Below are 17,686 nucleotides of genomic sequence, written 5' to 3'. Positions count from 1 at the left end.
ATATCGGCAAGATTTGCAACGGTAAAGTTTACCGCTCCCCATTACGAGGCTTGCTCTTGCGTCTCTGGCGCTTCCGTTCCAAAACCACGCAGCCCGACCACATGGACGTGCTCGTTGTTCTGGTAGACTTTACGCACCAGCTTATAAGTCGTTCCCTTCTCAGGGCTGATATTTTCCGGTGCCGCGATGACCAACTGCATTTCCAGACGATCACAGAGCTCGAACAGCGTCGCGATCGATTTGGCATCCAGACGCGCCGCCTCATCGAGGAAGAGCAGACGACACGGAATAATATCTTTGCCGCGCAGGCGCTTGGACTCTTCTTCCCAGCTCTGCACCACCATGACAAGAATCGACATCCCAGTACCGATGGCTTCCCCAGTCGATAGCGCCCCACTTTCCGCCCGTAACCAGCCATCCGCGCCACGGTTAACCTCAACTTCCATTTCAAGGTAGTTTCGGTAATCCAGCAGCTCTTCACCGATCGTTTGCGGCGTGCGCTGTCCCATATCAATTTCAGGATTCAGGCGCTGATACAGTTTCGCCAACGCTTCCGAGAAGGTCAGACGGTTGCTGTTAAACAGATCCTGATGCATTTCCTGCTGCTCAGACAACACGTTAAGCAACGTGGTATGCGTTTCACGCACATTGACGTTGAGGCGAACACTTTTCACCTGACCAAACGCGACCGCTTGCAGCCCCTGATTCAGCATCCGAATACGGTTCTGCTCACGCTGGATCGTTTTACGAATGATGTTTGCCACGCTGCGAGAACTGATGGCCAGCATCTGCTCGCGCGCCGTCAGCTCTTCAGTCAGGCGGTTAAGCTCGATCTCCATCTGCTCAATGGCTTCAACCGGATCATCGGTGCGGATAATATCCTGACGGATACGTTCACGCAGATGCTGGTAAACGGCAATATAGAACTGAATTTTGCGCTCGGGTCGCTTCGGATCTTCGGAAAGCCGCAATACATCGCGCAGGTGTTCGTTATCCGCAACCGCCAGACGCAGTGCACCCAGCGCCTTATCCGACATGGAACGCAGTTCATCGCCTTCCATATACGCCAGTTCACGGCGGTGCAGACGGCGCTCGACGCCGTTGTCTTTCACCAAACGCATGACTGCACACCAGCCCGCTTTCGCCGTAACAACCTGCTCACGCATCTGGTGATAATCACGTTCCAGCTTGCGCAGTTTCTTCTGCAAACTGTCCATTTCTGCTTCACAGAACGTAATCTGTTTTTCCAACTGATTACGCCGCGAGCGGTTGGTGCTTAATGCGGCATGCAGCTCATCACGACGCTGACGAGCGCGCGCTTCGGCATCCGCATCCGCACGTACGCCGATATCCTGAAGTTCTTGCGTCAGTTCCTTCAGCATGTCCTGTTTGGCATCGTAAGAACTTTTCAGCGAGGCTTGAACCTGACTGTACTGCGTCAGCTGTGCCTGATGCTGGCGTAGCTGCTCACGCGCTTTTGTCCGTTCTGCTTCAGCCTGTTCTAAACGATGGCGCAGTTTGTCATTCAAGCCAGCATTCTCACCCAGCATTCCAGCTGAATCGGCATAGCTGAAGTGCGCGCGACGCTGCACAACCTCAGTCAAAGCAAACGCCTGCTGTTTTGCCTGCCGTTGTGCGTTCTGCGCCTGCGTATAATCTTCCTGCAACTGCTCATGCTGCTGCGGATCGCTTTGTAGGACAGAAACCAGCGGTTCCAGCTTAGCCAGCGTTGTACCGTGCTGCTGAATGAAACGGGCAGACTCTTCGGTTTCATCCAGTTCCGCACGAATCTCTTCCACACGATCCTGCAATGTCTCATCGCAAAGCAGGTTAATGCGCGGAATCAGTTTATTCAGCTGTGCGCTGGCTTCTTTTGCTTGTTCGTACTGCTGGCGCTGCTGCTGATTTTCACCATCAAAGCTAGCCATCGCACGATCCAGCTCACCGCGACGGGAACTGAGCGTACGAATTTCCACTTCGGGATCGTCATCAAAAACGACAGCCAGATGGGTACCAATAAAGCGACCAAAAGACTGGTGCAGGCGCTGCGTTTTCTGCACGTCAAACGACAGCGTTGCGTACTGTTCCGCCAGCGCTTCGCGCTCATCACGCAGACTTTCCAGACGCATTTCCCGCGCAGCACGGCCAAACAGCGGCACCTCAGGGAAACGCGAATAACGCCACTGGCGCTCCGCGACTTTCACCACGACAGCACGTTCCAGTTCGTCAACGGCAAATACGCTGTCATCAAACGACTGCGGGTCCCCCTCGATCAGATACAGATCTTCCGGGCAGTCTTCCAGACCGGCAAGCTGATCGCGCACCAGCGAGAGATCGGACACCACAATCGCATGGCGGGAGGGACCATAAAGCGCCGAGAAGTACGGCGCATCATCCAGCGTCACGTCATCATAAATTTCAGACAGCAACACGCCGCCAAAACGTTCCGCCAGCGCGTTCAGGCGCGGATCTTCCGAACCACCGGGCTGACTCAGCCGCTCAACCTGTGCTTCAATCTGGCGTTTGCGAGCAGCGATGTCGTCACGTTCAACCGTAGTTTCACGCTCGCGCTCCAGCAGTTGCTGCATGAATTCCGTCACCTGACGGCTATCTTCAAACGTTTCGCCGCTCTGCTCGCTCAATTGCGTCAGCATTTCCTGTGCGGCCAGCCAGACTGGCGCACGCGCCGTCAGCTTCTGAATTCGCTGTTGGGTTTGCTCCAACTCCTGACGCAGCGCCATGCGACGCTCACCCGCTTCCGCCACCAGCGATGACAGCGTTTCTATGCGGGCATCAAGTTCTTGCTGGAGGGATTCCAGCTCTTCCGGTTGATAATCCTGACCGTTGCGTTTGCTGAAATCCTGCAATAACCGCTCGGCATCCTGCTGCTCACGCAGTCGCTGTTCCAGCTCAGACAAACGCATCCGCAGCGGCTGTACTCGCTCCGCCTGATAACGTTGTGAAGCGCTGTCGCGCAGCAAATCGCGCGCAACCTGCCAGGCCTCGTTGCGATTCACCGCACCAGCAATCTTAGCCACTAACTGATAAGCTTGTTCAAACTGACCGTGCGCCGCATCGGCCACGCTCAGTTTCTGCTCCAACATCAGCAGAATCTCTGTCGCTTCCTGCTCTTTCGCCTGATAGCTATCCAGCCACTCATCCGCGTTGTCTGCCGTTAAATCCGGCAACTGGCACAGCGTGCGGGCGCGTTCCAACGCCTGCTGTGCCTGCTGGTACTGAATAGCCCGCGTTTGCTGCACGTCCAGCGCCTGCTGATAATCGGCAAGCTGGCTTTTCAGCTCATCCACCTCCAGCTCGGTAGCATCGGCACGTTCTTCGTTTTCCGCCTGCTGCTCCCGCGCTTCTTCCACCACCTCGTTCTGTTCTTCGAGGCGATAGCTCAATTCTTCCAGATCAGCGTTATAGCGCTCGATTTTTTCCTGCTGGCGCATGGCGGTCTGCACCAGATTCAGGTGATCGCTGGCCGCCTGATAATCTGTTTCCAGATCGCCTTCGGCCCCGCTCTGCTCTACCAGCTCCCGCGCCATTTCTACATGACGATATTGCTCGCTGGACAGTTGCTTACGGCTGGAGAACAGGTCACGACGCAGTTCCAACGCCCCATCTAGATGAATACGGCGTTCATTGGCGTGCCGCATGTAGTCAGCGGCAACATAGGACGTCGCTTCAGAGATCAGGTGTTTGAACAGATCGCGATCGGACTGGGTGACGCGGATCGCTTCCAGCGTCATGCGGTTTTCACGCAGCGCGGCTTCCATATCCTGAAACGCTTTACGCACGCCGCTGTTTTCCGGCAACAGATAGTCACGCAGCGAGCGAGTAATCGCGCTGGAGATACCGCCGTACAGCGACGCTTCGATAAGGCGATAGAACTTGCTGCGATCGGATGCAGAACGCAGGCGACGCGGCACCACGCCCAAATCAAACATCAGCGAGTGATAGTCAGTGATGGAGTTAAACTGCTTGAACTGAACGCCTTCCATCTCCTCGACGCGATCTTTCAGTTCCTGCAATGAGAGCACGCGCGCCTGACGATCGCCGACTACCTGTGTCAGAATTTGCGTCGGCTGTATCGCCGTCGGTAATCCCTGAATGGTGAAAGGTTTGATATCGACTTTACGGTCACGTCCTGCAACCTGCTGGAGGCGAACGCCAACCAGCACGCGCTGATGACGCGAGTTAACGACATCCAGCGTGGAGTAGCAGACGCCGGCGCGCAATTTACCGTGCAGACCTTTATCGCGTGAGCCGCTGGTGGCCCCCGCTTCGGTGGTGTTCCTGAAGTGCAACAGCGTCAGGTCAGGGATCAGCGCCGTAATAAAGGCGGCCATCGTGGTGGATTTCCCAGCACCGTTACCGCCGGATAGCGTGGTAACCAGTTCATCCAGATCGAAGGTGCGGGCGAAAAAGCCGTTCCAGTTGACCAGCGTTAGTGAGCGAAATTTACCGCGTTCAATCATTCCTGTTCATCCTCAACACTTATTCATCCTCGCCCGTTTCTGGCGCGGTATCATCGGTGCGATCATTGTCGTCGCTGTCATCTTTCAGCGACAAACTACCTTCAACAGGCATCGCTTCACCATCGCGAATCATGCGTAGCTGTGCTTCGCGGGCATCATCGCCGCTGCGCACATCGGCCCCGAAGCGGAACACCGATTCAGTAATTCTGAATTTGCTGCTGTCATTGCCCATAAAGTAGATCATACCTAACCGACGTAAGCGGTTAAGTGAGGTTCTGACTTTTTCCTGCAATTTTTGGCGATCCAGATCGGAACCGGTAGAACGCTGGTTAACCAACTTCAGCAGTTTGCTTTCATCCGCCAGACTCAGCAGCTCTTCATACAGCTCCTGCTGGCTGAAAATGCCTTCGTGCGCCAAACGCTCTGGGCTCAGATAGAGATAGCAGAGAATTTTCCCTACCATCATATCCAGCTCAGACAGCACCGAGCGCGGGATCAGCGTGGTAGAACGCGGGCGCAGATAGAAGAATCCTTCCGGCGCGCGAATCAGCTCTACGTTGTAACGGCTGTAGAACTCTTCCAGCACGTCCTGAAAATCCATCAAAAATACATGGTTCTCCAGTTCTTCAATGCCAACATGACGCCCAGCGCGCAATTGGCTGTCCAGCGCAGGAAAGAGGTTATTCGACAGCGCGGTTGCCAGCTTCACTGGCATAAATTGTTCAATATTTGTCGATGACATGGGCCTGTACCTTGGCTCCGTAATCATTGATCGCCTGCCACAATGCAGGCAATCCGGTGAAATCTGTTTCGGCTACGCCCAGACGTACTGCCTGGTCGACCACGATTCGGGCAACATCAAAATGCCGCGAGCGAGGATGCTGCGCGAGGTACTCACGCATCACTTCACTCAAATCCAGCGGAATCTGTTGCACTTTATATTTATGCAGCGCCTGCTCGACTAGCGCGATCAGCTGCTCGCGCATTTCACTAAACTCTTCGTATTCCAGCTCCGGCGGCAGTTCACCGGTGACTTCTTCACTACGCAGCGTCAGTTCTTCGTCGCGCATATCCAGTAGACGATCTGCATTGGCGAACGTCAGCGCCCACGGGTTATCGAAATAGCTCTGCACCGACTGACGCAACCGCTGGGCAAAGACGCGGTTTTTATCCATATCAATCGCGGTACGGATAAACTTATGTACGTGGCGGTCGTAACCAATCCACAGATCTATCGTCTGCTGTCCCCAGCTCACAATGCGGTCGAGTTTGTTTTGCAGGTCAAACACCAGTTTGTCGACAAACTCCAGATTATGCGGATTACTCATAATCGCATCCTGTATGCTCAACAGGCTCGTCTGCAATTTGTCACCAGCGGCTTCTAGCGTATCCTGTAGCTCACGCAGCGTCGATGACGTTTCCGTCAGCAGTTGTTCACAGCTACTGATCGCTGCTCGCCAGTCCTGATTTAACAGCGCGGCGATATCGTCTTTAACGCCCTGCTGTTGCTCATCCATCACGCGCTGTGACAGATCGATACTGTCAAAAATTTCTGCAACGGAATATTTCAGCGGCGCAAATACGTTGCGGTGCCAGTGAAACTCATCACCGTCTTCCTCCGCCGCATCGGCTGCACGACTGAGCTCTTGCGCCACGATAGAGAGCTGCATAGAAAGGCGCAGCGTCGAGAACTCACGCTGCCGAATGTAATAATCGGTAATGCCAATCCCCAGCGGCGTCAGACGATAAATCGCATTACCTTCGGCCTGTTCGCTGGTAAAGCGGTTAAGCAAACGCTGACGCACCAGATCGTTAATCGCGTTATTGGCGCGGACGGTAATGGTTTCGTTCGTCTGATCAAATCCCTGACTCACATGACGGAAGGCATCAATCAGCTCGCCTTCACTCATTTCACCATCCATGCGTTCGCCATTAAGCGTGGCAATCGCCATCAAAAATGCCAGGCGTTCGGTGGGGAGGGAAATGGAGAAATCGTTTTTTCGTGCCCAGGCGACCAGTTCGGGTACAGTCTGGGAAAAATCACTCATAATGCATCCTTCAAATGGGGTTTATGCGCCATGACATGGATATAACGGCCCAAACTCACAAAAGGCTCTTGCCGACAATACCGCTGTTCAATCTCCAGAATGTCGTCAAATTTCTCAACTTGCTGCTGTTTGTTTTTCAAGTAGTCATGAAACACGCGCACGCCCGTTTTCCCGCTAATGGTCAGCCCCATCTCATCAAGCCAGCCGTACACTTCTTGCGGGTTCAGCGGGTGGTCCGGCGAGAGCGAGCGCCGTTTGCCCTTAGGCATTCCGGCCTGAACATAATCAAAGTTGCCCACCACCATGTTACGCATCAACAACCCATGATGGTTATAGAACATCAGGGACAATGCCCCCCCCGGCGACAGGCTATCGTACAGTGTTTTCAGTACCTGCTGCGGTTGCGCGACCCATTCCAGCACCGCATGGAACAATATCAGATCGGCGGGGCTATCCATATATTGCGCGATATCCTGTGCGGCACACTGCACAAAACGCATATTATGGGTAACGCCCTGCTCCGCCGCCGCATTTTTGGCGCGCTGAATCATCTCACCGGAAACATCGCACAACAAGACCTGATGTCCTAAAGCCGCCAAACGACAGGCCATCTGCCCTTCACCGCCTCCCGCATCAAGGATGCGTAAAGGCCGTGCCGGAAGTCGGGTCAAAAGATCGCTAAGATCCTGCCATAATACCGCCAGCCGAAGTCTCCCCTTCGTCGTGCCATAGATATTCTGAGCAAATTTTTCGGCGATATCGTTAAAATTGCGATCCTGCATCAGTCATTGTTCCGCATCATATAAACGGGGATCTCGTGCAGGACATGTCTGCGCGATGCGATTTTTTCCAGCCTGCCATTTTGGCACAGGCTGGCTTAGAATAAAGGGCCTTACCGCATGATATCTTCCCAAATGCGGGTTTTTCACTCAAAAGGAATGCAATTTTATGCTTTTCACACTCAAAAAGTTCGTCGGTGGGCTTATGCAGCCCCTGCCATTGCTATTGCTTCTGATGGGTGTTGGCCTGTTGCTGCTCTGGTTTACCCAGCGGCAGCGCACGGGGAAAACGATAATATTAGCCAGTTGGCTGATGCTTATTCTGCTCAGCCTGCAACCTGTTGCCGATCGACTGTTATTACCACTGGAATCACACTATCCGACCTGGCAGCAAACACCGCAGGCGAGTAAAGCCGAGTATATTGTCGTGCTAGGCGGGGGATATACCTATAACGCAGAATGGGCACCCAGTTCTAATCTCATCAGCAACAGCCTCCCGCGCGTCACGGAAGGGGTTCGCCTTTATCATGCCAATCCCGGCGCAAAATTGATTTTTACCGGTGGAGCCGCGCAGGGGAACCCTGTCAGCAGTGCGAAAACCGCGGCGCTGGTCGCCGAAAGCTTGGGCATTCCCCAACAGGACATCATCATTCTGGATACGCCAAGGGATACGGAAGAGGAAGCGGCGGCAACGGCTAAGATTGTTGGCGAACGCCCTTTCTTGCTGGTGACCTCAGCCAACCATTTGCCTCGCGCCATGCGATTCTTCCAGGCTCAGGGGTTAGCACCGATTCCCGCGCCAGCAAATCAGATGGCGATCACCTCCGCACTCAACCCGTGGGAAAAAGTATTCCCTTCCGCTTACTATTTATCGCACAGCGAACGAGCCTGGTACGAAACGCTCGGCCGCCTCTGGCAGGCACTGAAGGGAACCACGGCAGCACCGCACGACGCGGAACAACCACAGACTCATTCCAGCCAGGGAGATAACTCGCGGGAAGCGACATCAAATAGCTGACGGTCTAGCTGTCCCGTGTGGATATAGCGGGAGACGGCTTCCCAAATGACGTATAGCCAGCGCCGGTAGACAAAGGATTCAGATACCGGCGCCTGTTTCAGATAGTGATAAAGCAGCTGCTCCGGCATGCCGGACTCACAAAGGCGGAAGAGTTCATACTCTCTGGGTGCCCACAGCATCATTCCCGGATTGATCATGGCCAATAGCTGATCGCTACGTGCGTCCTTCAACATACTGCGCAGCGACAGGTTACCGTGTACCAGCACGCAGCCATCTTCGAAATCCTCAAACAGCATCTCTAAACACTGGCGCGAACGATAAAGCACGCTCCGGTCCTGCTGCGTAAGCTGTGGCGCATTGACATTGAGCAACGTGGACCACAGAACTTCCAGACGCTGTTGATACCAGCTGAACCAATCATTGTCCTGCGTGCTGTCCACCGAACCGACGCAGCCATGACTATCAATTCGGTGCCAGGCCAATACATTTTCAACGATTTGGTCCATCAGCAGCGTCCAGCGCTGGCCGCTTCGTGGTGGCGCTTCCACCGACACACCGCGCAAGCGCTCAATTAGCAGCAGTTCCCGATAAGGCTGCTGTTGCGTCAACACCAGTCCGTAAACGGTTGGCAAACGCACGTCGCCCTCACGCGCCAGCATCGAGAGTTTGTAGGCTTCCTGCTGTGCCACGCCCTGACAAACATAACTTTTAGCCAACAAAGGCATGGCGTTGCCTTCTTTATCATACAAGGCATACAGATCCGCATACGGCTGTTCGCTTATGCGCTCAAGTCGGCTGAGGCTTTCCCCTAACACCGTACTGAGTTCCGATTTCAACTGTTCCATAAACGGCTATACCTCAGTTGAGCCAAATAGCTCCACTCACCATGATGCGGCGAGCGGATGACAAATACTTCAACGCAGATCAAATATACTCGTCATACTTCAAGTTGCATGTGCGTTGGCATCGTTCAGTCACCCGAATCACTTACCTATGTAAGCTCATCGGGATTCCTTCGCTTGCCGCCTGCCTGAAACTCGAATTATTTAGCGTATAAACGGGGATCTAATGACGGCAGAGAGCACACCCTGCCGGGGTTGTTGCAGCGATATTCCCTGCCCGTCAGCAGGGAATATCGTGAGTGACAGGCTAGAGTGTTAACACCCGACGATTATTCACGCTCAAAGGCACCCAGGTCTGGGGCTGATCCTTTATAAGGCAGTTTGACATCGCCACCCTTGTTGATCAGCGCGCTACCAGAAGCAAGACGCAGACTCTTCAGCACTGGTAAGCTGCCATCTGCCTGACGCGGAGCATCCCATCCGGTCACGGACACGCTCTCGAAGTCAGAATCTGATACTGCAATTTTCAGATCCCAGGAGTTATAGCGCATGTTCGCTCCGTCGGAGAACGACAGGTCTTTACCACCGTGAGAAACGTTGTTGCGCAGTGTACCCAGCCCAATCGCTTTTCCGTTTGCATCGATGCCGCGGATATTAAAGTTCGGGTTATTTTTATAGCCGGTGTTGTTAAAGAAGTCGTTCGCTACCGGATGGTGGTTGGCATAAAATCCGGCCGCTTTATTTAAAAACGCCACCGAATTACGCACGGTATGTTTCACCGCATTCGCCACATAAACGCCACCATAGCCACCGATTTTAAAACCATTCCCATTACCCGCAGCCAGTGATTGTGTCGTCCCCGGTAAATAACCGTGTGACCAGGCCCAGGAATTTTCAATCAGTACCGGAGAATAGGCATTAATTAAATCAAAACCATCATCCGAGTTTGACCACGCCCGGCAACCGCGGAAAATATTACCCGGTTGGTTAGCAGGGATATGCGCACCAAAACCATCGCCACTTTGGCCAGCACCATTAGAGGTCAGTGGATCGTAATTATGGTGAGAGTCGCTATTCAATACCAGGTTATTCCCCCCACGCTGGATGAACAACCCCGTCCCCATAATATGATGAATATTCAACTGCTCGAATATATTATTGCTGCCCCTTATCCACACCCCCCAGGATTCATGGTTAAGGTTATTACGCTGTGGGACACCGGTTATTTCCAGCCCTTTTACGGAAACCCAATCTGCAACGACGTTGAACCCTTTAACCCGGCAATCATCCTGCATCTGGCTGAAATCAAAAATCGGCACTTCCCCGCTAGAGGCCCAATACTCAATGCGCTTACCTTCAGTGCCACTCTTACTCAGCGTGATCGCATTCACCACATCGGTACGCGTCGTACAGACGTTTAGCCCTTTGGTAAACACATATTTACCGCCACGGATCCACAGGCGGTCGCCGGGGTTTAATGTCTTCTGTGCGCGGTCGAGTGTTTTCCAGGGAGAGTTTTTACTGCCGTTATTCGCGTCGTCGCCGTTGGGAGCCATGTAATAAACCGCCGCGCTGCTGCCCGCCGCAGCCCCCATTAACATACCGCCGAGAAGAATTTTTGCGATGTAACGTTTAGCATTCATATCATTACCGTCCTTAGTTGAAATAACAAAAACACCATGAAGAAACATGGCGAATTGATAGTAGCATTTAACTATGAAAATAAAAGTTCCACTCGCGACGATTTAATTCAAAATGGGAATAAGCCATCCGCATAAATAAAGCGGCGCAGCGTGATTTGAGAATTTTTAAGAATAGTTATCTAAATAAGTGCTACATAATTTAAAAGATAAAATATCGTATTAAGAGAGACGTTATACCCTAAATAATTTGAGTTGCGTGAAGGCGGCAACTGCGCGAATCCCCAGGAGCTTACACCAGTAAGTGACTGGGGTGAGTAAGGGCAGCCAACGCACAAGCAGCTTGAAGTATGACGGGTATATAGGGAAAATCTATTCCGGCAAGAATAGATTCCCCCCATGACGTACTTATAACAGGCGGGTGTGGCTGGTGTTACTGACCTGCCATGACCTGCCGTACACGGGCTAAATCTTCTGGGGTATCCACGCCAACGCTAGGAACGGCTTTAGCGACTGCAACGTGAATCTTCTCGCCGTACCACAGCACGCGCAGTTGCTCCAGCAATTCGATTTGCTCCAGTTGGCTCGGTGCCCAAGTGACATAACGACGCACAAAACCCGCACGGTAAGCATAAATACCGATATGACGCAGGAAGTGATCGCCAATGGTTTCCTTAGACTGAGCAAAACGTTCTCTGTCCCAGGGAATAGTCGCTCGGGAAAAATACAGCGCGTATCCCTCAGCGTCGGTAACCACTTTTACCGCATTCGGGTTGAATGCTTCTTCACTGGTTTCAATCGGCACCGCCAGCGTTGCCATTCCTGCTTTACTGGCAGCGAGGTTTTCCGCCACCTGACGAATGATAACGGAAGGAATGAGCGGTTCATCGCCCTGAACGTTAACGATGATGTCGTCATCGGTAAAACCGTAACGCTCGATGACTTCAGCCAAACGCTCTGTACCAGAATTATGATCGGCGCGGGTCAGGCACACTTCGCCACCGGCTTGCTGCACGGCAGCCTCGACGTCGGGGTGATCGGTGGCCACAATAACGCGCTGCGCCCCCGATTCCAGCGCCCGCTCCATCACATGGACGACCATCGGTTTGCCGTTGATGTCCGCCAGCGGTTTACCCGGCAGTCGGCTTGACGCAAAACGCGCAGGAATGATCACAGTAAAGGTCATTGTGTTATCTCATCAGCCCCGAGTTTACGCGCTTCGTTTTCCAGCAGCACAGGGATACCATCACGAACCGGATAGGCCAAACCATCGACCTTGCATATCAGTTCCAGTTTCTCTTTATTAAAGTACAGCCGACCATTACAAACAGGACAGGCAACAATCTCAAGTAAACGGTGATCCATGCTTCCTCCATCTTTGGCCGATCGATGACCGGCTGAGGGTGCTGACAAAGCCCGCTGGACGATGATGATGGGTAGATCGTAAAGACGCTGTAAATACATCCCTGTACGCTCGGATTGCGCCATCCATGGCGCAAACGCTTTACTCTTCTATCCCATCATCACCGCTTTCATTCTGCGAAAGGTTTGCCAACGTTATGGGCCAATCTATGACCGATATTTTCTTTCTCGCTACAGCAGCGATCTAATAAGGTGATATCCACAAGGGATATCTGAAACCGTGGTAGCAGACCCATTTATGTTCTACTGCCCGCATTCTGATTAAGCACATTTTCCAGTTTGTCGAGCAATTGCGTGCCGTAGGGCTCAGCCAGCACGGCATCGACGGGCAGATACCACCAGTTATCCTGAGCAAACGCCTTACATTTTACGGCATCTTTTTCCGTCATCAGCAGCGGCTGCATCGCATCCTGAGTCAGCGGTTCTAGCTGTTCTGGCTGGTACGATTGATGGTCAGCAAAGGCGACTTCACGTGCAATGCTAACACCGGCATCACGCAGCGTCGCAAAAAAACGCGGGGGATGTCCAATGCCCGCCATCGCAACAACATCATGCAGTTGGCTCAGCGGTTGTGATTCACCAGAAAGCAAGTTAACCGCCATACCCGCCGTTAATGTCATGCCTATCTCGTTTGCTCGTGGAGTGCCACCGTTAACAATGACCGCATCCACCGACGCCAGACGGCTTTCTCTTTCCCGCATTGGGCCAGCAGGCAGCCACCATCCGTTGCCAAAACGCCGCATCCCGTCAATCACAACCAGCTCGATATCTCTTTCCAACGCATAGTGCTGTAATCCATCGTCGGTGATCACCACATCTAGCGTGTGCTGCGCTAATAACGCACTCACGGCATCCCGCCGACGGGGGGCGACCGCAACGGGCGCACCGGTACGCTGGAAAATCAGCACCGGTTCATCGCCTGCCTGCGCCGTCGTCACCGATTCATCCAGCAGCAGCGGATAACGTTCAGCTTTCCCACCGTAACCGCGTGACACCACACCGACACGATGACCTCTGCGTTGCAGTTGTTCGACGAGCCAAATGACTACTGGTGTTTTCCCATTGCCGCCAGCCGTCAGATTCCCCACGACCACAACAGGAACAGGCGATCGCCAGCTTTTCCGCCACCCCAGTCGATAGCTCTGACGGATCAGAAACGTGATGAACCCGTATAACCACGAGAGCGGCAGCAGCAGCCAATAGAGCGGCGACCGCCCAGACCAGATGCGCTCAATCATTCGCCAAACTGCATTCTATGCAACTGAGCATAAGCACCGTTCGCCGCCAGTAACGCAGCATGATTACCACGCTCAATGATTCTGCCGTCTTCAACTACCAGAATCTCATCTGCTTTTTCAATCGTGGAAAGGCGGTGTGCAATTACCAGTGCGGTACGATCTTTTTGCAACTCGTCTAATGCAGCCTGAATCGCACGTTCAGATTCCGTGTCCAGCGCCGACGTGGCCTCATCCAATATCAGAATCGGGCTATCACGCAGTAACGCACGGGCAATCGCGATACGCTGTCGTTGTCCGCCAGAAAGCATCACACCATTTTCGCCAATGATCGTATCCAGACCGTGTTCCATCTTATTGATGAAATCCATCGCATATGCCATTTTCGCCGCACGCTCAATTTCCTCACGGCTATAGTGCTCATTGCGGGCATAGGCGATGTTGTTCGCTACCGTATCGTTAAACAAATGTACGTTTTGAGAAACCAACGCGACCTGATTACGTAAGGAAGGCAGGCGATACTCACGTAGGTCGTGACCATCGAGCAGAATTTCACCTGATTGAATGTCGTAAAAACGCGTGATTAAACTGGCAATGGTCGATTTACCCGAACCAGAGCGGCCAACCAACGCCACCGTTTTACCCACGGGAATATGCAGATTGATATTCTTCAGCGCCAGATTTTCTCTTCCCGGATAGGCGAAATTCACCTGACGGAATTCGAGCTCACCTTTTGCACGTTCGATTTCCAGTTTGCCGGTATCACGTTCCTGTTCCATATCCAGAATGGCGAACAGCGTCTGGCATGCAGCCATCCCGCGTTGGAACTGCGCGTTCACGTTGGTCAGTGATTTTAGCGGGCGCATCAGCGCAATCATGGAAGAGAACACCACCGTGATCGTCCCGGCCGTTAGCGTTTCCATCACGCTGGGGAAGCTGGCGGCATACAGCACAAACGCCAGTGCCAGTGAAGCAATCAACTGAATGATGGGATCGGAAATTGACGAGGCGGACACCATCTTCATGCCCTGCTGACGCATCCGATTACTGACCTGATCAAAACGTTTAGTTTCAACTTCCTGACCGCCAAACATCAGCACTTCTTTGTGGCCTTTAAGCATCTGCTCCGTACTGGTAGTAACGTGCCCCATCGTATCTTGCATGTTTTTACTGATACTTCGGAATCGCTTGGACACCATGCGCATGGCAATTGACACGATCGGTGCAATCACAATCAGGATGATGGAAAGCTGCCAGCTGTAATAGAACATCAGAATAAACAGGCCGATAATCGACGCCCCTTCCCTGACGACGGTAATCAACGCACCGGATGATGAAGCCGCAACCTGTTCCGAATCATAGGTAATGCGGGATAACAGCGTCCCAGTTGACTGCTGATCGAAGAACGACACCGGCATCCCCATAATATGGGAGAACAGACGACGACGCATATTCATCACTACTTTGCCTGAAACCCAGGAAACGCAGTAGCTGGAAACAAAGCCTGACGCACCTCGCACGAGCATCAACCCAATGACAACCAGCGGCATCCAGAGCAATACGGAACGCTCAGCTTTACCAAATCCCTCATCCAGCAAGGGTTTAAGTAGTGAGAGCATCAATGTATCGCCAGCTGCGTTAATGATGAGTGCGATGGCAGCAGCAGCAAGCCCTGCTTTAAAAGGAGAGATCATCGGCCAGAGGCGACGAAAGGTCTGCCAGGTGGAGAGATCTTTATCATTCAGCATGTAGTGAACCTGAATCGGGAAGAAATAGCCGACCATTTTACTCATTATACCGCTCTACGCCAAACCACTGATGATACCAACGAGGCGATATGTGATCCCTGAACTGCAGAATGTGCCATGAATCGCTGAAAAAACGTGCACTTAGTTGCCCGTATGCCGCGGTATCCAGCCATGAGTAGCCATATTGCCGATATCGTTCAACAATCTTTACTGAAGGCAACCGCCACGGGTTATAACGCGCCGCTGAAGCCATCGCAAACTCGGCATTAACCGCACGAATAAAGGAAGGTGACGAGGATGTCTTACTGCCATGGTGAGGTATTTGTAACAAATTCGCATGCAGGGCACCGCGATCTAACCTAATCAATGCCTTTTCCGCATCTGACTCCAGATCGCCCGTCAGTAGGACACTGTATTTTCCATCATCAACACGAATAACGCAGGAGTCGTTATTTTCCGCTCGTTCTACGAGCGCCAACGGCCACAACACAGTAAACGTGAGATCCTGCCAGCGCCAACGTTCGCCGCGTTGGCAAGAACGATGATTCATCGCAGTGGTCGCGCTATATATCGTTGCTTCAGGGTAAGCAAGCTGTAGCGTTTCCAGCCCCCCAATGTGATCCCTATGGCTATGACTCAGAATAATGTTTTCCACGTCGACACCCCGCCATCGCAGGTAAGGTAGAATTTCTCGCGTCGCCATATCGCCCCCTTCCCAGCGGTTTCCCGTGTCGTATAGCACCGCTTTCCCACGCTGTTCGATCACAATCGCCAGACCATGACCGACATCCAGCATGTCCACACGCCAATCCGGCTCATCAGTCTTTATGCGAAAGACCAATAAAACCAGAATCAGAGCACCGACACTCGCCGGATGGATGCGCCACCAGCTAAAGCGCCATATCACAACCGCGCCCCAGCCAGCGACGCTCGCGAGCAGCAGCGATGCATCAAGGTACACCCACCCCGTCTGTAGATACGTCAGCGGGGAAAATACCACACGCAACGAAATATCCGCCAGCCACCAGAGCATTTCACTCAGCGGTGCGAATGCCATCGTGCTCAATGCCAGCAAAATGAGCGGAGTGGTAACGAAAGACACCAAAGGCACAGCCCAAAGGTTTGCGGGCAGAGAGGTGATACTGAAACCGTGGAAAATATGAAGTTGTAAGGGCATCAATAGCAGCGTGATTCCCGTTTGCAGGTGGATCCAGCGCAGCCAGAACCACCGCCGCCGAGTCTGTAGCCGATGAGGAAGCGGTGCCCACTGAAACCAGAAAATTAGCGACGCGACGGCAAGGCAAGATAGCCAAAAACTGTCTGACAATACGCTCAATGGATCGCTGACCAGAATCAACGCGACACACCACAGCCAGACCTGCCAGGCGGAGCCGTTGATACTCCACATTCTTAGGCAAATCCATACGCTAAGCGCCAGTGCAGATCGCACCGCAGGCGGGTTTCCTCCTGCCAGCCAGACATATCCCCAGGCAACCACGGCGCTCGTCAGTAATGGGAAGCGATAGCCAATCCACTGCACGGGAAAGCCATACTGTAACGCCCGCGCCATTCCCCAGCCAACCAGACCCGCAAGCACGATATGGAGACCAGAGATCGCCATCAGGTGCATCGTCCCGGTATTCTGAAGTAGCGCCTTGAGTTCTGGACTAACCGTTTTCATCTCACCAAACGTCAGCGCCAGTAAAATAGAACGCCACGCTAGCCCCTGTACCTGCTGCTCCGCCTGTACAATCGTGCGCTGGCGAAAGTCACACTGGCTGTCAACCACCGTTGCCGTTAGCACACGACCCGACACTGGTTGCCGTTTGGCTATCGCCCAGCGTTGGCTATCAAAACCGCCTTCATTTAGTCGACTGTGAATAGGTCGTAAACTGGCAGTGATTGCCCAACGTTGACCACCACACCAGTTTTCCATCGCCGGTGATAAGGTCAGTTGGGCATATAACGGAGGAAATATCCGGCGTTGATTGATCTCTTCCAGCCGAACCGTGATCCAATCATCATTATGCTCATTGAACCGTATACTGCTGATCGTCACGACAGCGTTAACCTGACCCTGCGTAACGTGCTCAATTTGTAGCAGTAAGATTTGAGCATTCAACGATGCCCAGCAAAAACTCATGGCAACAAGCGCCACGCAGCGTATCCCCGCGTGACGATATCCGACTAACATCACGCAGGTGGATAGCCCAATCCCCCACCACAGCAGCGTTGGTTCTGGGATCTGCGGTAAAAAAAGCAACGGCAGAATACCCAGCACGCTCGCCCAAGCCAGACTATTGACTGACATCATCCCTTGCCATGACACACCCTTCCCTCTTCCCTGTAGTTCGTCCTGGCATGTTGCCGTAACCCAAGCTGATGCAACAGGACGAAAAATTCAGGTGGGGAAACGCTTCGCAAGAAAACGGCTAACTGTCAGCAAACGACATCGACTCTGTGAGCCTGATTC

12 protein-coding genes are annotated in these 17,686 nt (G+C 53.0%); 1 reads left to right on the top strand and 11 read right to left on the bottom strand.

Translation table 11 applies throughout. From position 1 onward, the window contains the following. Positions 1 to 41 precede the first annotated feature (41 nt). From mukB to cmoM, 4 genes are read right to left on the bottom strand one after another with little or no spacing between them, the layout of a single operon-like run. Entirely contained in the window at positions 42 to 4,481 is a 4,440-nt protein-coding gene (mukB, locus tag EIP93_RS10100) for a chromosome partition protein MukB (protein WP_125232665.1), read from the bottom strand. 19 nt (positions 4,482 to 4,500) lie between these two features. Then, positions 4,501 to 5,223 carry a chromosome partition protein MukE gene (gene mukE / locus EIP93_RS10095; protein WP_039481284.1) on the bottom strand — a complete coding sequence of 241 codons (723 nt, stop codon included), beginning with the start codon at positions 5,221 to 5,223 and terminating at the stop codon, positions 4,501 to 4,503. After that, positions 5,204 to 6,529: a chromosome partition protein MukF gene (mukF, locus tag EIP93_RS10090; RefSeq protein WP_125232664.1), complete on the bottom strand. Its 1,326-nt coding sequence runs from the start codon at positions 6,527 to 6,529 to the stop codon at positions 5,204 to 5,206. The genes mukE and mukF overlap by 20 nt, the downstream gene beginning before the upstream one ends. Next, the gene (gene cmoM, locus EIP93_RS10085; protein WP_103860863.1) at positions 6,526 to 7,311 is read right to left on the bottom strand and encodes a tRNA uridine 5-oxyacetic acid(34) methyltransferase CmoM; all 786 of its coding nucleotides are present in this window, start codon (positions 7,309 to 7,311) and stop codon (positions 6,526 to 6,528) included. Before cmoM ends, mukF begins: the two co-directional genes overlap by 4 nt. Positions 7,312 to 7,477: 166 nt before the next feature. Between cmoM and elyC the strand changes: the two genes are divergently transcribed. Continuing rightward, complete coding sequence (gene elyC, locus EIP93_RS10080; RefSeq protein WP_125232663.1) at positions 7,478 to 8,326, top strand: envelope biogenesis factor ElyC; 849 nt, start codon at positions 7,478 to 7,480, stop codon at positions 8,324 to 8,326. Here elyC and EIP93_RS10075 read toward each other — a convergent pair. The 7 genes from EIP93_RS10075 to EIP93_RS10045 form a co-directional block, all read right to left on the bottom strand. Next, a complete protein-coding gene (locus EIP93_RS10075) occupies positions 8,278 to 9,171 on the bottom strand; it encodes a YcbJ family phosphotransferase (RefSeq protein WP_103860865.1) in 894 nt (297 codons plus the stop codon). The genes elyC and EIP93_RS10075 overlap by 49 nt on opposite strands. Before the next feature lie 326 nt (positions 9,172 to 9,497). After that, positions 9,498 to 10,811, bottom strand: a complete 1,314-nt coding sequence (gene pelN / locus EIP93_RS10070) for a pectate lyase PelN (RefSeq protein WP_125232662.1) — start codon at positions 10,809 to 10,811, stop codon at positions 9,498 to 9,500. A 430-nt stretch (positions 10,812 to 11,241) separates the two neighbouring features. Next, positions 11,242 to 11,994, bottom strand: coding sequence for a 3-deoxy-manno-octulosonate cytidylyltransferase (gene kdsB / locus EIP93_RS10065; protein WP_125232661.1), 753 nt, complete (start codon positions 11,992 to 11,994; stop codon positions 11,242 to 11,244). Then, entirely contained in the window at positions 11,991 to 12,173 is a 183-nt protein-coding gene (locus EIP93_RS22745; RefSeq protein WP_005967647.1) for a Trm112 family protein, read from the bottom strand. The genes kdsB and EIP93_RS22745 overlap by 4 nt, the downstream gene beginning before the upstream one ends. Before the next feature lie 293 nt (positions 12,174 to 12,466). After that, positions 12,467 to 13,468 (bottom strand): tetraacyldisaccharide 4'-kinase, encoded by a 1,002-nt coding sequence (gene lpxK, locus EIP93_RS10055; RefSeq protein ID WP_107332966.1) that lies wholly within the window; start codon positions 13,466 to 13,468, stop codon positions 12,467 to 12,469. After that, positions 13,465 to 15,213 (bottom strand): lipid A ABC transporter ATP-binding protein/permease MsbA, encoded by a 1,749-nt coding sequence (gene msbA, locus EIP93_RS10050; RefSeq protein ID WP_125233330.1) that lies wholly within the window; start codon positions 15,211 to 15,213, stop codon positions 13,465 to 13,467. Before msbA ends, lpxK begins: the two co-directional genes overlap by 4 nt. A gap of 37 nt (positions 15,214 to 15,250) precedes the next feature. Beyond that, positions 15,251 to 17,524 (bottom strand): ComEC family protein, encoded by a 2,274-nt coding sequence (locus EIP93_RS10045; RefSeq protein WP_125233331.1) that lies wholly within the window; start codon positions 17,522 to 17,524, stop codon positions 15,251 to 15,253. Positions 17,525 to 17,686: the final 162 nt, after the last annotated feature.

Origin of the sequence: Pectobacterium versatile, assembly GCF_003932035.1 — a bacterium.
In the GTDB taxonomy this organism is placed as follows: domain Bacteria; phylum Pseudomonadota; class Gammaproteobacteria; order Enterobacterales; family Enterobacteriaceae; genus Pectobacterium; species Pectobacterium versatile.
Note: the sequence above shows the minus strand (reverse complement) of the source record. Positions and strands in the feature narration are given on the sequence as shown.

Coding starts and splice junctions, on each gene's coding strand:
- pelN (WP_125232662.1), bottom strand. CDS start 10,811: ATGAATGCTAAACGTTACATCGCAAAAATTCTTCTCGGCGGTATGTTA.
- msbA (WP_125233330.1), bottom strand. CDS start 15,213: ATGCTGAATGATAAAGATCTCTCCACCTGGCAGACCTTTCGTCGCCTC.
- cmoM (WP_103860863.1), bottom strand. CDS start 7,311: ATGCAGGATCGCAATTTTAACGATATCGCCGAAAAATTTGCTCAGAAT.
- EIP93_RS10045 (WP_125233331.1), bottom strand. CDS start 17,524: ATGTCAGTCAATAGTCTGGCTTGGGCGAGCGTGCTGGGTATTCTGCCG.
- kdsB (WP_125232661.1), bottom strand. CDS start 11,994: ATGACCTTTACTGTGATCATTCCTGCGCGTTTTGCGTCAAGCCGACTG.
- lpxK (WP_107332966.1), bottom strand. CDS start 13,468: ATGATTGAGCGCATCTGGTCTGGGCGGTCGCCGCTCTATTGGCTGCTG.
- mukB (WP_125232665.1), bottom strand. CDS start 4,481: ATGATTGAACGCGGTAAATTTCGCTCACTAACGCTGGTCAACTGGAAC.
- mukE (WP_039481284.1), bottom strand. CDS start 5,223: ATGTCATCGACAAATATTGAACAATTTATGCCAGTGAAGCTGGCAACC.
- EIP93_RS10075 (WP_103860865.1), bottom strand. CDS start 9,171: ATGGAACAGTTGAAATCGGAACTCAGTACGGTGTTAGGGGAAAGCCTC.
- EIP93_RS22745 (WP_005967647.1), bottom strand. CDS start 12,173: ATGGATCACCGTTTACTTGAGATTGTTGCCTGTCCTGTTTGTAATGGT.
- mukF (WP_125232664.1), bottom strand. CDS start 6,529: ATGAGTGATTTTTCCCAGACTGTACCCGAACTGGTCGCCTGGGCACGA.
- elyC (WP_125232663.1), top strand. CDS start 7,478: ATGCTTTTCACACTCAAAAAGTTCGTCGGTGGGCTTATGCAGCCCCTG.